Source organism: Orientia tsutsugamushi str. Boryong (genome assembly GCF_000063545.1).
Taxonomy (GTDB): Bacteria; Pseudomonadota; Alphaproteobacteria; order Rickettsiales; family Rickettsiaceae; genus Orientia; species Orientia tsutsugamushi_C.
The window spans coordinates 1,131,733-1,146,940 of record NC_009488.1; the positions used below are offsets into that span (position 1 = coordinate 1,131,733).

At 32.6% G+C, this 15,208-nt stretch carries 11 protein-coding genes and 7 pseudogenes; 14 read left to right on the forward strand and 4 right to left on the reverse strand.

The features are described from left to right. Positions 1-26 precede the first annotated feature (26 nt). The 13 genes and pseudogenes from OTBS_RS05415 to OTBS_RS05470 all read left to right on the forward strand — a co-directional run. Positions 27-850: pseudogene (locus OTBS_RS05415) on the forward strand (TraU family protein); the annotation flags it as partial. A gap of 80 nt (positions 851-930) precedes the next feature. Continuing rightward, positions 931-1,251: a type-F conjugative transfer system pilin assembly protein TrbC gene (gene trbC, locus OTBS_RS05420; RefSeq protein ID WP_011944350.1), complete on the forward strand. Its 321-nt coding sequence runs from the start codon at positions 931-933 to the stop codon at positions 1,249-1,251. Further along, positions 1,248-2,249: pseudogene (gene traN, locus OTBS_RS05425) on the forward strand (conjugal transfer protein TraN); the annotation flags it as partial. The gene trbC and the pseudogene traN, both read left to right, overlap by 4 nt. Before the next feature lie 68 nt (positions 2,250-2,317). Beyond that, positions 2,318-3,664: an ankyrin repeat domain-containing protein gene (locus OTBS_RS05430; protein WP_041621254.1), complete on the forward strand. Its 1,347-nt coding sequence runs from the start codon at positions 2,318-2,320 to the stop codon at positions 3,662-3,664. Continuing rightward, positions 3,658-4,134, forward strand: coding sequence for a hypothetical protein (locus tag OTBS_RS05435; RefSeq protein ID WP_050897539.1), 477 nt, complete (start codon positions 3,658-3,660; stop codon positions 4,132-4,134). Before OTBS_RS05430 ends, OTBS_RS05435 begins: the two co-directional genes overlap by 7 nt. Next, the gene (locus tag OTBS_RS05440; protein ID WP_041621255.1) at positions 4,128-4,460 is read left to right on the forward strand and encodes a hypothetical protein; all 333 of its coding nucleotides are present in this window, start codon (positions 4,128-4,130) and stop codon (positions 4,458-4,460) included. Before OTBS_RS05435 ends, OTBS_RS05440 begins: the two co-directional genes overlap by 7 nt. 11 nt (positions 4,461-4,471) lie before the next feature. Next, a complete protein-coding gene (locus tag OTBS_RS14190) occupies positions 4,472-4,624 on the forward strand; it encodes a hypothetical protein (protein ID WP_157866383.1) in 153 nt (50 codons plus the stop codon). A 417-nt stretch (positions 4,625-5,041) separates the two neighbouring features. Beyond that, the gene (gene traF, locus OTBS_RS05445) at positions 5,042-5,521 is read left to right on the forward strand and encodes a conjugal transfer protein TraF (protein WP_410517952.1); all 480 of its coding nucleotides are present in this window, start codon (positions 5,042-5,044) and stop codon (positions 5,519-5,521) included. Next, positions 5,518-6,803: pseudogene (locus OTBS_RS05450) on the forward strand (conjugal transfer protein TraH). Before traF ends, OTBS_RS05450 begins: the two are co-directional and overlap by 4 nt. Further along, positions 6,803-8,689, forward strand: a pseudogene (locus OTBS_RS18380) (conjugal transfer protein TraG N-terminal domain-containing protein); the annotation flags it as partial. The pseudogenes OTBS_RS05450 and OTBS_RS18380, both read left to right, overlap by 1 nt. Positions 8,690-8,725: 36 nt before the next feature. Next, entirely contained in the window at positions 8,726-9,448 is a 723-nt protein-coding gene (locus OTBS_RS14895) for a tetratricopeptide repeat protein (RefSeq protein ID WP_162097311.1), read from the forward strand. Further along, a pseudogene (locus OTBS_RS05465) lies at positions 9,448-10,295 on the forward strand (type IV secretion system DNA-binding domain-containing protein); the annotation flags it as partial. The gene OTBS_RS14895 and the pseudogene OTBS_RS05465, both read left to right, overlap by 1 nt. A gap of 207 nt (positions 10,296-10,502) precedes the next feature. After that, a complete protein-coding gene (locus tag OTBS_RS05470; protein ID WP_080571857.1) occupies positions 10,503-11,471 on the forward strand; it encodes an IS110 family transposase in 969 nt (322 codons plus the stop codon). Between the two features lie 126 nt (positions 11,472-11,597). Here OTBS_RS05470 and OTBS_RS05475 read toward each other — a convergent pair. The 3 genes and pseudogenes from OTBS_RS05475 to OTBS_RS16470 all read right to left on the reverse strand — a co-directional run bounded on the left by OTBS_RS05475 (position 11,598) and on the right by OTBS_RS16470 (position 13,882). After that, a pseudogene (locus tag OTBS_RS05475) lies at positions 11,598-12,173 on the reverse strand (HD domain-containing protein). Positions 12,174-12,273: 100 nt separating this feature from the next. Continuing rightward, the gene (locus tag OTBS_RS16465) at positions 12,274-13,131 is read right to left on the reverse strand and encodes a sensor histidine kinase (RefSeq protein WP_011944799.1); all 858 of its coding nucleotides are present in this window, start codon (positions 13,129-13,131) and stop codon (positions 12,274-12,276) included. Between the two features lie 4 nt (positions 13,132-13,135). Then, positions 13,136-13,882, reverse strand: coding sequence for a sensor histidine kinase (locus tag OTBS_RS16470; protein ID WP_011944800.1), 747 nt, complete (start codon positions 13,880-13,882; stop codon positions 13,136-13,138). A gap of 348 nt (positions 13,883-14,230) precedes the next feature. Between OTBS_RS16470 and OTBS_RS12285 the strand changes: the two are divergent. After that, a pseudogene (locus OTBS_RS12285) lies at positions 14,231-14,427 on the forward strand (DNA adenine methylase); the annotation flags it as partial. 107 nt (positions 14,428-14,534) lie between these two features. Here OTBS_RS12285 and OTBS_RS05490 read toward each other — a convergent pair. Next, positions 14,535-15,059 carry a hypothetical protein gene (locus tag OTBS_RS05490; protein ID WP_041621256.1) on the reverse strand — a complete coding sequence of 175 codons (525 nt, stop codon included), beginning with the start codon at positions 15,057-15,059 and terminating at the stop codon, positions 14,535-14,537. Positions 15,060-15,208 lie beyond the last annotated feature (149 nt).

Below are 15,208 nucleotides of genomic sequence, written 5' to 3' on the forward strand. Positions count from 1 at the left end.
AAATTACTATATCTCTGTACTTTACAAACACTTCAATGCCTGATACTAATGCTTCTGGTAGACTTATATGTCTTTGTCCTAAGCCAGGGATTCCAATACCTGTACCTGGTATATTCCGGTAGGATTTTGGGAGCCAGTACGCCTTGTAGATGTTACAAAGTCGCCAATGTGTATGGTAAGTCTTGGAGGTTTGTCATTTGGAAGTGCTACTCAAAAAGGCATGAAAGATGAGGCTGAAGGAAGTGCTTTTTATCACATTCATTGGTATGTCTATCCTGTGATTTATTGGCTGGAAATTTTGCTTGATTTTATTTGTCTGGAAATGGCTGCAGTCGATATAGCATATTTAACAGAGTTTGATCCATTATGGAGTGATGACGCTAAATCTGCGATTTTAAATCCAGAAACGCTGTTGTTTCAAAATGTAGCTGCTTATCAAGCATGTATAGCTGATTGCATGAGTTGCAGCGCTGGTTTATTAGCAAGTGATTATGCTTTTTGGTGTGCTGAATGTCAAGGAATGCTTTACCCTTTTACTGGAACAGCTGCGGCGCATAATGGTGGAGTTGGAACATCTGTATTAATGGTAAGTAAGTTTATGGCTAGAATGCATAGGCAACTGATGTTATGGGGATATTATGGTTATAAAGGCTTATGTGGCAAGTATCCCATGCCTATTATGAAGAAAAGTCAGTATCGACTACAAATGACTTATCCGATTCCAGAAACCAGATCCTGCAAGAGCATAGGCCAAACAGAAGCTACATGGCAGGCTGGAAGAGAATTTCCAGTTAATGGTGAAGATTTTGGTTACTTGATTTGGCGAAAAAGAGATTGTTGTTTGCTTTGATAAGGGTTAGAGAGGAATATGGTTATACGAGTAATGATGTTGATGGTTTTATTATTTGTTAATAATGCTAATGCTTTTTTTTGGGCCAGCAAAAAACTTTTATTTTTGTCTCATTTTCAATGAGTGATGAGGCTTTAAAAAGCTATTTTGCTGAATCTCAAAAGGCTGGAGCTCAATTGATTATGCGTGGGTTAATTAATAACTCATTTACACAAACAAAGAATAAAACTATGGAGCTTGGTATTAGCTTCGATATAGATCCTAGCTTGTTTGAACAATATAAAATTGATGTTGTTCCTGTGATAGTAATAGATGATGAAAAAAGAGGATTAACCAAGAAATTAACTGGCCATATTCCTTTAGCAATAGCATTAGAAATTATGAATGAGAATACTCAATGAGATTATTATCTATATTAACTTTTTGATAGTGCTCAATATTAGCTGTTGTTTAGCTTCAATGCAAAGCAGTTATAATGAAGCTAGCAACTATAATGTAAATCTTGGAAATTCTTCAAATACACAAGAATTATTTCATCAAGGTAGTAATGTCAATTATCCTAACAATGATGAGGATTTAACCTACCATGGCCGTAATCAGCTTGGTACAGAAAGTGGGGCAATGTTATTTCAAGCTGAAAACAGTAAAAACAATGCCTTAACTCAACATAATATCAACGATCAAAATTATATGATAGCTAATTCAATGAGAATTGAATCTGATCCTTTAAGTGCCCTTGATAGCAGTAACTTCGTAACTCAGACAAGTAAAACTAATACTGAAATTATTCAAAGTTGTAATGAAGGTAGTAATTTTAACATTGAACTTATTCGAGAATTAAATGTTGAGTGCAGATTAGAGAATGTATGGCTTTCTTGGCAAAACCGGCAAATGGAATTTGCAACAGAAGAAATAGTAGAGAATCATAGTAATTGGCTTAATGGTCGTGCAGATTTCCATGACGTAGATAAAAATAATGAAAAAATATACAAGTTAGCAGGTGATAGCCAAATGGCTGCAAGACGAATGAGGAGTGCTGTTGCTGATAGGCTTGGCGTATCTATAGAGCATATTGGAACAAAGTTTATATTATATCAAAAAGAGGTAAAATATGTATACTTCGCTATGACTACAGAGATAAGACTCAAGAACTAAGGGAAGTAGCAGAATATTGGCAAGTTGTAAAGCCTGAACTTGAACAATTAATAGAAAGTAATGAATGCTATGAGGTGAATAGACTCAACTATGAGAGTGGTGATAGAGTATTTTTTGACAAGTTTAGAGTCAATCGTTCATATTGGAAACAAAAGATTGTTTTTTCTTGTACTAGCGATCCAAAAGATGGTTGCAAACACCTTAAAATTCAAAATTGTGAATTAAAAACAGCACTTGCCAAAAAATTGAGTATTGCTTTATATTTTTATTTTAAGATATAATAACCACATATATTTTTAGGGTGAAAAATATATGAATAACGATGATTTAGCACGTAACTTATATTACGCAGCCGCACAGAACAATGTAGAGAATGTAGAGCGTATTCTAGCACAAGATAATGCTTGTAACATTATCAATACAGTATTTGTTAATGAGGTACTTGGTCCGAGTGGATCTGCTTTGCATGCAGCAGTTTCGCGTGGGTACATAAATATAGCAATACTTCTGTTAAAAAAGGGCGCTGATGTCAATATCAAAAAACAATATGGATCCACTCCTTTGCATCTTGCTAGTAAGTTGAACCATGACATAAATATGTTAACGCTTCTGTTAAACAGTGACGCTGATGCCAATTTACCAGATGGTAATGGTATCGCCCCTGTACATTGTATTATCAATGCTGAATGCGACATCGATAAATTAAAGCTTCTACTTGATAATGGAGCTAATGTTAATTTGATGGATAATGATGGTTGCACTACTTTACATCATGCTTCTGGATGTGGGCGCATAGATATAGTAGAGTTTTTATTGAATAATAATGCTGATATTAATATAACAGGTAAGAATACTGTAGTACATTCTGCTGCTAAAAATGGCTACAAAGACATGGTACAGTTTTGGTTAGATAGATATCCTAACATGATAAATTTAAATTTACAAGATAATGATGGTAACACTGCCTTACATTTAGTTGCCAAGCATAGATTCACCATATTACCACATGACTTCACCATATTACCACATGATATACATATGCCCAACCTTATAAATGCTGATAATAATGACAAGCGCTTTATAGATATAGCGGAAATGCTGTTGAATAGAGGAGTAGATACAAACATACAAAATAATGATTGTCAAACTGCTTTACATTTAGCTCTTTTAAGCTACTCTGGATTGTTAGATATAATACATCTAATGATGGATAATTTAGATAGTTTTTTATGCCGATCAATAGATTTGATAAAAAGTTTATGTAAGAATAATAATGTTAATTTTATTTTAAAGAATAACGATGGTTATACAGTTTTAGATTTAGCTTTAGCTATTGAACATGATCAGCACAAAATCGCAGAGCACTTGCAAGAGAAAAGGCTATTATGGAGGACAGAACAAATAGATGCTATAAATGAATCGCTGACAATAATAGCAAGAAATAATGAGCAGATATTAAAAACCTATCCAGAAAAAAATGATGCTGAGAAATTTTTGGGAAATTGGCGTGAGTTAGCACGTCTCGGAATGGCTGAGCGGATATTAGACGCATTGGATGATGATGATTTTAGAACATTTCAACAGCTTAACGAAGAACGTAAAGTAGAGTTGGATAAAGTAGCGTTGGGAGAGAACACTAATTCAGGACTGGATTGTTAGATATAATACATCTAATGATAGATAATTTAGATAGTTTTTTATGCCGATCAATAGATTTGATAAAAAGTTTATGTAAGAATAATAATGTTAATTTTATTTTAAAGAATAACGATGGTTATACAGTTTTAGATTTAGCTTTAGCTATTGAACATGATCAGCACAAAATCGCAGAGCACTTGCAAGAGAAAAGGCTATTATGGAGGACAGAACAAATAGATGCTATAAATGAATCGCTGACAATAATAGCAAGAAATAATGAGCAGATATTAAAAACCTATCCAGAAAAAAATGATGCTGAGAAATTTTTGGGAAATTGGCGTGAGTTAGCACGTCTCGGAATGGCTGAGCGGATATTAGACGCATTGGATGATGATGATTTTAGAACATTTCAACAGCTTAACGAAGAACGTAAAGTAGAGTTGGATAAAGTAGCGTTGGGAGAGAACACTAATTCAGGACTGGATTGTTAGATATAATACATCTAATGATAGATAATTTAGATAGTTTTTTATGCCGATCAATAGATTTGATAAAAAGTTTATGTAAGAATAATAATGTTAATTTTATTTTAAAGAATAACGATGGTTATACAGTTTTAGATTTAGCTTTAGCTATTGAACATGATCAGCACAAAATCGCAGAGCACTTGCAAGAGAAAAGGCTATTATGGAGGACAGAACAAATAGATGCTATAAATGAATCGCTGACAATAATAGCAAGAAATAATGAGCAGATATTAAAAACCTATCCAGAAAAAATGATGCTGAGAAATTTTTGGGAAATTGGCGTGAGTTAGCACGTCTCGGAATGGCTGAGCGGATATTAGACGCATTGGATGATGATGATTTTAGAACATTTCAACAGCTTAACGAAGAACGTAAAGTAGAGTTGGATAAAGTAGCGTTGGGAGAGAACACTAATTCAGGAAATGATTTAAGGTTTAACGGCATCTATTTTTAGTTGCTTTGTTTTGATTTGTTATGTGCTTAGATTTGTAGTAACTAGTATTATCGCAAATAAGATAATAACTATTATGGGTTATAGTTGAAGCATTTCAGCAATCTTTGATTGTGTCATGCTTCCCTTCTTTGACTAAACTTCATTTTAGATAGATATAAAAATAATTCAATAATGAATCCATTAGCAATAATGCTAATTATGGGGCTACTTAATTACTTGTCGATAGAATTAGCTGATACTAACTCTTTGGCTACAGGGGTTTTTATGGTACAATGATAAACATGGTCATGAGCTTGATGACTCTGCTGCTAATTCTAAGTTGATGAGTGTGGCTCATGACCAGAGAATCGAGGAATTAAAGGAGCAATTTAATCGAGCTCAGCGCGTATAGCGCTTGATAATCCAACGCTCGAAAATGTGATTACAGCCCAAAGATTGCAGAAGCGAATCATGGAGAAGGCTCATAAGTTTGCTACTATGTGGCAGCTGGCTACTCTACTTGATTATCAACTGATTAATGCTAATGAGCCAGCTAATAGCTTACATAGAAAGCTGTATCAAGAAAAATCAGAGCAAAAAAATGATTTCAAACTCAAAAACATTGCTAAAAACTGGGGATTGATTCTGCAAGTTAAACAAGATTGCTTGCTCTGTAAGGCCTTTATTCCTATTGTTCAGAGCTTTGCTAATAAATATGCATTTCAGTTGCTAGCTGTCAGTAAGAATAATGAGTTGCTAAATAAACTAAACCCTAAGCATATTGTACCTGTATTATATTCAGTAGCTAGCGATGGTAAAAAAATATATGCAGTAGCTAGAGGCATAATCTCTGAAGATAAAATTATCGACAATATTCTAGCAATCGATAGATATTATCATAAGTTGGAGACTACATGAGCACCAAAATCAGAGTTTATGCCATTACAATGCTATTATTGCTACAAGCTCCAGTATCACTAGCTTGGAATATCGAAAACGTATTTCAAGGAATGAGTATTAATGTCACAAGATCTGGATCATATCAAGATCAAGCGGCTGGCGGATTATCTGCCAGAACAAGCCAAACATCATTTCAGCCATTTGCTATAACTCCACCATCTTTAAACATGAGCTGTAGCGGTATTGATGCCTATCTTGGTAGCTTCTCTGTTATTTCTGGAGAAGAATTAGTTCAATTGATGAAAAACATTGGTTCTCAAGCTAAAGTCTATGCTTTTTCATTAGGATTAAAAACCTTTGCTCCTCAAATTGAGAATGCTCTCAAAGACTTACGTAATCTAGCAATGGAGATGAATCAATTTGCTAAGGAAGATTGCAAATTAACAAAAGCATTATTTGCTACAGCTTTACCAAGAAACTCAGCTATGAGAGAAGCTGTTTGCCGTGATATACAGTCACAAAGCGGGTTTGATTATTTTGCTGCTGGTAAAAAATGTCGTAATTATTTAGATCAAAAACAAGCTCTGCGACAAGCACAAAATAAGGATTCAGAGTTATGCTGGATGATTATAACATCTTCACTAAAGCAGCAGCAAAGGTTGGAATACCATCAAATATGCGTGATTCAATCATGTCTATGACTGGCACTATCGTGGTTACAAACAATAATGTGTACTTTTTTGACTCCTTAGCTCAGGATGAAAAAAGTTGGATTAGTCATTTAAAAGGTGGAGAATCAGCTTCAATTTACAGCTGTGATAGTGTTAGTTGCCTGCATCCAAGCCTACAACGAAATATCACAATATCACCAGAGCAGTCTTATGCAGGTAAAGCTAAGCAAAAATTGACTGATCTAAAAAATAAGTTTGATAAGAATTCTGAATATAGCAACTCTGAAATAGCCTTTTTATCTTCGATTGGAGATATATTTCCAATTTATGATTATATCACATTAGAAGCTATTTCTGGAGTCACAATTTTAGAGATCTCATCAGAATTAATAGCTAGCTATACATTAGTTCAGCATTTGAAGGAAGTAATCACCGAAATACGTAGAGCCGTTACTTCACTAGGTGCTAAGCAAGTTTCGAATGAACATTTAGAAAGATATTTGAAGGAATTGAATCGAGTACAACTTTTTGCAAATGAAAAATGGACTAGCCTACAAACCGATGCAAGTCGAATAGATAAAAGGGCTAGATTAATAGAGCAGCATTTAATAGCGAAGGAGAAAAGTTAATGGATTACGTAATATACACATTTGGTGGTGGAGATCTGTTATGGCATGTGTTTAATGGCATAGGCAGAGGTCTTTGCTTCAAATAGCGAATACTTCACTCCAGTGGGTCACTTAGCCTTGACTATTGGTGGCATATGGGCTGCTACTAGGGCTATTTTTAGAGGAAATATCGGCATCTTTGCTATGGGAATGGTTTTTTCCATCGATATTTATTTTTACGCTGTTATTTGCCCCCAAATCTACTGTTTGGCTGAAGGATGAAGTATCAATGAGTGCGCCAGTAAAGGTTGATAATATTCCCATAAGTATTGCAATGTTTGCTTCTCTTTCATCGCAAACGAGTTACTTTGTATCTAAAATGTTGGAACAGCATCTTTTGCCAGCTTATGAAGGACTATCGAGCAGAAAAACTGGTATTATGTTTGGAGCTAAGGCTGTAGCTAAGATTCGAGATGTGCAAATACAGGATCCAATAACTTTAACTAATACGAAGGAATTCCTTAGACAATGCTTTATGAAGCCTTACATCATAGGCAATATCTTAGGTAAAAAAGCTGCTGCTCAACAAACTAACGACATTATAGGATTTATCGAGCAAAATATACCTAATAATTTTGGTATTTATTATCGCGAGCCTAGTAATTTAGCCATTAGTTTCAAGACCTGTAGACAAGCTACTCCATTGATTAAAGCGGCAATTCATAAAGAATTAAATGAAGGACTTTTAACCAAGTTTGCAGCAGCAATTGGAGTTCAATCTGATCAGTCACACATGTTAAGTCAAAGACTAAAAGTCATGACTGGAGATACACTAAAATATTTACAAAGAGAGCAGCAAGATATTCATGAATGGATGAAGCAAGCTATGCTTCTTAATGCTAATCGTGAGTCATATGATGACTGGCGTGAGAAGTTTTCGTTATCAAGAATTTATCCTAATTTAGTTAGTATGCATGCAATCAGAGGCCTCTTTCAACAATCATTTTCGTATCTAGTAGCTGGAGAAATGGCTGCTCACATGATGCCTATTTTACAATCTGTTTTTTTTGCATTAGTAGTCTCAATGATCTTTATTGTATTTCCAATGGGCCTATTACCTGGCGGCTACAATATACTCAAAACCTGGATTCTATTAATAATATGGGTCAGCAGCTGGCCAGTATTTTTTACAATAATCCATTGCCTAGGAATGATCAGCTTATCCAGTAAATCTGGAGCTTTTGGTAATGATTATGGCTTGAATATGCTATCGCAAGGAAGCTTCGCAGAGATGATTTTATAATAGCTATGCGACGTTTCAAATGCTTGCATCATCGATACCAATGCTTTCTTGGGCAGTGATAAAAGCTTGTGCTCATGCTACAGCTAACTTGGCCAGCCAGTTCTCTCCTATACCAGTTGCTAGCAGCTTAGGCAGTAACATAGTCGACAATAACTTGAGTATGGATAATTACAGCATAGGCAATAGAACTATCTCTCAACAAAACCTAGCTCCTTCATTACATATGGCTAATATTTATCAATGATGGTGGTAGAACAGTCACTACAACGGCTGATGGTCGACAAATTATAAATGAAAACGTAGATTCATTGGGAAATAACTTCCGAGCTTCTGCTATGCTACAAGCTGGATATCAAAACCAGTTTACGCACTCTCAGAGCATTCTTGATTCACTGACAAAAAGAGAGGCCAATCTTATTTCAACAGGAAACTCCATTACCATGGAAATAGAGCCGACAGGATAACTCACGATGAAGCTCAGTCTATAAGCATCACTGATAGTGAATCTCAAGCTCTACAGGAGGTTGGTTCTAGTAGCATTGCTACTACTGATCATACAGGTAGTAGCCACAGTAAAAGTAGTGGAACTAGTGCTAGTGCTGGTGGTAGAGCATTTTTTGCACAAGTTAAAGTTGAAGGAGTGGAAAGACATAACAATAAAGGAGCTTCTTTAGCTAGATTAGGACAGTATGAAGATGCAATGGAAAATTTTGATATTGCTATTAAGTACAGATCAGATAATCCAGAAGCTTATTATAACAAAGGCATAGCGTTAATGAATTTAGGATACATTCAAAATGCAATCGAAAACTATGATATAGCTATTAAATATAGACCAGATTATGCAGAAGCTTATATTAATAAAGGTTTAACTTTAGCATTTTTAGGGCAATTGCAGAATGCAATAGAACATTTTGATTTAGCTATTAAATACGATCCTAGTTGTGTGAAATCATACTGTAATAAAGGGTATATATTAAGCTTATTGAATAGATATTCTGAAGCAATAGAAAGCTGTAACATAGCTATTAAATATGATCCAAATTGTGCGGATATTTATTATAATAAAGGAATGATTCTTGAGAAATTAGGTAAACACCAAAAAGCGATAGAAAATTTTGACATTGCTATCGCTATTAAGTACAAACCTAATTTTGCTGAAAACTATCTTGAAAAAGGAATTTCATTAGTAAGTTTAGGACAGTACTCAAAAGCTAAGGAGAATTTTAACTTAGCTATTAAATATAATCCTAATATCATTGCAGAATACGAAGCAATGTTTAAAAAGTTAACAGAATTAGAGAATTTTACTGGAGTAAAAGAGTATGAGCAAAAACTACAGATTTTGAAAAAATACTCTTGATGAATTTTCAGAATCAAGGCAATTTCACAAGGGGATCGCAGTTATTTGCTCATAAGTTAAGAATGTTTGGGCAAGGTAGTGCCAATGTTTTTACAATTGGGTTAGGATTATCGATATTCTGGATTATATGTCGATTATATCAAAAAGTTTTTCTGAGCAGTTTGTATTATTTTGCGATTGAGCGATATGTACAGCTTAAGCTAACAATTGGTGAACATTTTTATGATATCGATCAAATAGGAATCGTATTTTATAGTTTAAGGTTTAAAAAATGGATACACCTCAATGCTCAGGACTTTCTACATGAATTTTATACAGGTCAACATGGATTTAAAATACAGCAATTATGGGAATTCTTAATCAATTCAGCATTGTTAGAAGGATTAATTGTTTTTGCTATTGGTGTAATAATCTCAATTGTTTTCTTTAAGGCTCAAGGTAAAAAAACGATTATTAAGGCCAAAATTAGAGGCGCTGATTTTGTAGAGTATCCCCCCAATGCCTTATCTAAAATACTAAAAAACGCTAAAAAGGCCTCAAAAATCTGTTTTAGAGGCTTGCCATTAGTAAAGAATAGTGAAAGGTTACACATTCTTATTACTGGAACAACAGGTACTGGTAAAACTAATATGCTTAACGAACTGCTGCCACAAATTCGATTACACAAAGATCGAGCAATAATTGTAGACACTACTGGGGCTTTTACTGATAGATTTTTTGATCCTAAATGTGATAAACTGCTTATAATCCTTTGGAAAAAAATAGTGAGCAGTGGTTGCCTTGGAATGATTGTTTTGAAGCAGCTGATTTTCATGATATAGCTAGTAGTTTTAGTAATTATACTCCTTGTATGATAAAAATAAGTGAAATTGCAATAAAATAAAAGATTATAGCAATAGCACAAAAGAAAGCTAGTATACAGTTATGCTCCTAAGGCTACTAGCCTGAATTTTAGATAAGTAACTATCTTTTTTAACTAAAAACCGGACGGTATTCTTAGGCAAAAAAGCCTGTATTTACAAGGTTGGTTTTGAGATATTTAACATAAAATTTGGTGATTATGAATAGTATAATTGTAGGAATTGATATTTCTAAAGAGACATTTGATGCCGCTGTGTTAATTAATCATAAAGTTCAAACAAGAAAATTTAATAATAATTCTGAAGGATTTAACAAATTAGTAACATGGTTAAAAAGCAGAGAAACTGGACATGTTTGTATGGAAGCAACAGGTATCTACTGGAAAAGCTTAGCGAAATATCTGTACGATTATGGCTATAAAGTGAGCGTAGTAAATCCTGCACGTATTAAAGGTTTTGCAATAAGTAAACTTAGTCGTACAAAAACAGATAAAGCAGACAGTGTATTAATCGCAGATTTTTGCAAAGCAATGAAACAGGAAGCATGGTATCCACAGCCGCATTATATTCAAGAACTACAGCAGCTGGTTAATCGCCTGAATGTTTTAATTAAGCATAAAACACAAGAAACAAATAGATTAGAAGGAGCTTCTAAAGCAATTGCTAATAATATTCAAATGCACATTGAATTTCTTGAAACACAAATTAAAGAAATTGAACAACTAATCAATGACCATATTAAAAATAACAAAGATCTTCACAATAAAGCTATGTTACTTGAATCAATACCAGGTATAGGAGCAAAAACACAAGCTATAGTTCTGGCTTTTTTAGCAGATATTGAGAAATTTAGTTCTGCTAAACAAGTTGTAGCTTTTGTAGGTCTTAATCCTAAGCATCGTCAATCTGGTAGTTCTGTGCGTGGCGCTAGTAGAATCTCTAGAACTGGTAATTCAGATCTACGTAAGTCTTTTTATATGCCTGCTATGTCTGCCTTAAGACATAATTGTATTATCAAGCATTTTTCTCAACGTTTATCTAACACTGGTAAACCCAAAATGCTTATCCTTACTGCTGCTATGCGTAAGTTACTACATATTATTTATGGCGTTTTGAAGCATAATTCTCCTTTTAATCCTAATGTTTCAATCCAGCAAAAATAATAATTTTATAAAAACTTACATCTTTTTTATAAAATTATTATTTCTTTTCTTGACTCTTAACACGGTATCTTGTGCAAGTAGAAATATATGTAATGCTATGTATGCTAGTTAGAAAAAGTTTGCATTCTAACTAGCATAAAGCTCACAGTATTTATTTAGCTCTATTGCAATCTCTGGTAGTTTAAGGTATTGAGCAAGAGGTATAAATTCTTGCTGAGTTTCAATGACGATTTTTTGTCTTTTTTCATAAGGTTTTATATGTATGGTTTGAATATTATGGAATCGATCGAAAAGCTTAATTAATAATAGTTCTATTTTATTTTGCCTATAAAATGTTTGAATCATTTCTCTAGAACTGATTTTTTTATTATCCTTAATCCTGGTGAGGTCTAAAACCTATTCTGCAATATTATTACCAAATTCTTGACTTATTATTTCTTTGGTTAGTGTTGTGTCTTCGAGTGTATCATGTAGTATTGCTGTAATAATTGTATCAGTTTCAAAGCTGTAGTCTGATACCATATAAGCTACTTCTAATTGATGTGTGTAGTATAGTTCTCCAGTATCTCGCTTTTGCTGACCATGATATTTTTGGGCATAAAATATAGCTTTTTCAACTTTATCAAGATCAATTTCAGTATTAAATCTTACGTTGGTTTCAAACAGCTTATTTAGTAAGCTTTCGCTATAAAAGTCTATCATTTTTCATCTCTAAATAATCTTTAATAAATTATACAATAAATTAAACTTTTTATATACTTCAATCTCAGATAAAAACTGTAAAAGAAGCGAATTAATTTGATTAAAAAAGTTGTACTGGAATATTGCAAGTAATGGTTGTAAACTTGTCTTTTTCACTCTCTATTTCCATTTCTCCATTAAGTTGATTAATAAGGTAATTTACAAACCATAATCCTGATTCAAGCATTAGCGGACAGTCTCTTACCAAGTCAAAATCAGCTAATTTAGCTTTTATATTCCCTAATTTTTCTTTTGAAATACCGCTTCCTTTATCGTGTATTCTAAATTGTAGTATGTTATCGCTTTTTATATAATTTTTTACAGTAAACAAATGAACTGTAATTATAACCTTGTAGCTGTGATTAAATCTAATGACGCTTCCTATTAATTGACTTAATATAGCTTGTAAGTGATCACTATTTCCAATCACAATATCCTTCATTTTGTACTGAAAATTGTAATTGATTTTTATATCTTTCTCTTTTGCAATGTCTTCTAGTCTCCTGACAGCATCCTTTACTAACTTTTGTATGCTAAATTTTTTTAAACATAAATTTTCATTCTCAATTTCGCTTCTAAGCGTGTAAACTACATCATTACAGTACTCTTGGAGATTTACTGCTCGATTTAATATTGTTTTCAGCTTATCTTTATTTTTTGAATCACTTAACATGATCTCGCTTGCTAGCCTTACAATTTCACTAGTTGCAATATTAAATCTATATTTGATATTCTGTATCAGATTCACACAATATTCTTTCAATGATTCAGCTACCTCGACCTGATACTTAGCTTTTCTTAACTTTGTTATTATCTCCATATATTCATCGATATTCTCCCTTTCTCTATTCACTAGCGTAATTGGTATTGGAGGTATTTGTACCATCCATTGGTTAATTGTTTTCTTTTTTGCTTTCATAGCATTATCCTAAAGAAGAGTTAAAACTAGTTATTGGCACTTCAAATGCAAAAGTTATGTAATTCTTTTCCTCTTTTGCTCTTAGTCTTCCTTTTAGCTGATGTGTAAGATGTTTAATAAATGCTAATCCTTCTCCTAGTTCTTGATATGTTACCAAATTCAAATTCTCTAGTTCAGCATTTATTCTTTCTAATTTTTCTTTAGAAGGACTTAGTCCTATGTTTTGTACTGTAAATTGTAATATTTCTGAATACTGATTGATGTTAATAGTAATTTTGCTATTCTTACTACTATTTATAATAGCACTACCAATTAACTGGCTTATTACTGCTTTTATTCGAAAACTATCTCCAATCAGAACTGTCTTTATATCATTTTGAACATTTAGATTTATATTCTCATTTTCAAAATTTTTCCTCATTCTGATAACAGTATTATTTATTAGTGATTCTATGTTAAATGTTTCAATCCTTATATTTGTTGATGCTATGTATTGTCTAAATAAAAAAATTATTCCATTCAGAGAAGCTATTATATTTATCTTTTTTTTATCATAGTTATTTACGATTCGCCTAAAATATTGTATCCAATCTATGAAATTTATGCTTACTTGCCCAGATTTTTCCAGCTGACAGTATAGTTTTTGCAATTCTGCATCTACCTGTTTTATTGTTGTGCTATTAATTCCATCTGTAGATAATTTTTCAGTTAATTTATTGATTTTATTTTGACCTTCGTATTCTATAGGCATAGAATTACCCTGCTATTTAAGTTGTTAAATTGCTTCCTAGAGATTAAAAAGAAAATTTTGCGGTTTAAGTTTTAATCTCTATCAGAATATTATCTAAATCTTAAATCTCAGATAACATCAGGTATACAGTATCATTTCGGTTTTTGTCAGTACATGACTTTTTGTCATAATTATGAAATTTTTTCATCTTTTTTAAAATAGATGCGAAATTATCGCATTGTATCTCTAGCTACAAAAATATCATTAAAAAAGATTTACAAAAAAGCTCTGCAATAGTTATTATTACTAGCTTTAAGGCTTATTTTTTGCTCTAATTCATGGTAGAGATTAAACTAAATCAAAATTCTTGTGTCAACAGCAATTTCTAATGAACTAAAGCCTTTTCTTCACTGGGTTGGAAGTAAAAGGAGAATTGTTAATAAATTAATAGAGCATCTTCCTTCAGGGCCATACTATAATTACCATGAACCATTCCTTGGTGGATGGGCTCTTTATTTTTTCAGGTCAGGCATCTGTTTAAACAATGTTTTTTATCCGATATTAACTAAGGTTTATTGCTGATACTTTTGCTGATGAAATTATAATTTTGCTTTGCTGAGGTTTAAAAAAAGTAGGAAGTCAAAACATGACTTCCATATAGCGCTATAATTGATTATTCAACACCTAAATCACCTGATAAAAACTCTTCAAATTGATCAAGATTTAAAATGTGAGTTTGTTCATAATAATTGTTTAGTTTTTGATCTTCAGCAAACTCTTGTAATTCATTTTTGGCATCCTCATTTAAATCATTAGATACAATAATTAAAACTTTAGCACGTTCTAACTCTGTCTTTTTAATCATGCCAAGAGATTTATTCTGATGTGCAGCCATCTCAGATGTAAGTTCATCCTTATGATTATGACTAAAATCTTTTACTAAATACACCGTATTATATGACCTTGGATGATCATAATTTACATATTCTACTGAATATATTCTATTACTAAAATGATGATCATTAACTTGTCCATTACCTTTACTTTCATAAAAACGAGCTACCTGAGTAATATTAAAATTTTGGTCATCAGTTTCTCCAATAACAATTAAAGACTTATTTGTTTTTTCTGTCTTGAATAAAAAATCGATTGTTTTCTTTCCAAGGTCTGATAACTGTTCAAAATATCTTCTATACATAATCACCTCTCATTTAAGATTAAGTCATATTATTATACTTTATACTATCTATATTTTCAAGAATTATCCTTAACTAATATTTTTTCTAACCTCTTCTGTACATTGAATTCTGATTTATTATTCTAAACTGATTATTTCTGTTGAAAGTA

What these genes read in the sequence shown, in the direction of transcription:
- OTBS_RS05430 (WP_041621254.1), top strand. Translation starts at nt 2,318, where the DNA reads ATGAATAACGATGATTTAGCACGTAACTTATATTACGCAGCCGCACAG.
- OTBS_RS16470 (WP_011944800.1), bottom strand. Translation starts at nt 13,882, where the DNA reads ATGCCTATAGAATACGAAGGTCAAAATAAAATCAATAAATTAACTGAA.
- OTBS_RS05490 (WP_041621256.1), bottom strand. Translation starts at nt 15,059, where the DNA reads ATGTATAGAAGATATTTTGAACAGTTATCAGACCTTGGAAAGAAAACA.
- OTBS_RS16465 (WP_011944799.1), bottom strand. Translation starts at nt 13,131, where the DNA reads ATGAAAGCAAAAAAGAAAACAATTAACCAATGGATGGTACAAATACCT.
- OTBS_RS14190 (WP_157866383.1), top strand. Translation starts at nt 4,472, where the DNA reads ATGGCTGAGCGGATATTAGACGCATTGGATGATGATGATTTTAGAACA.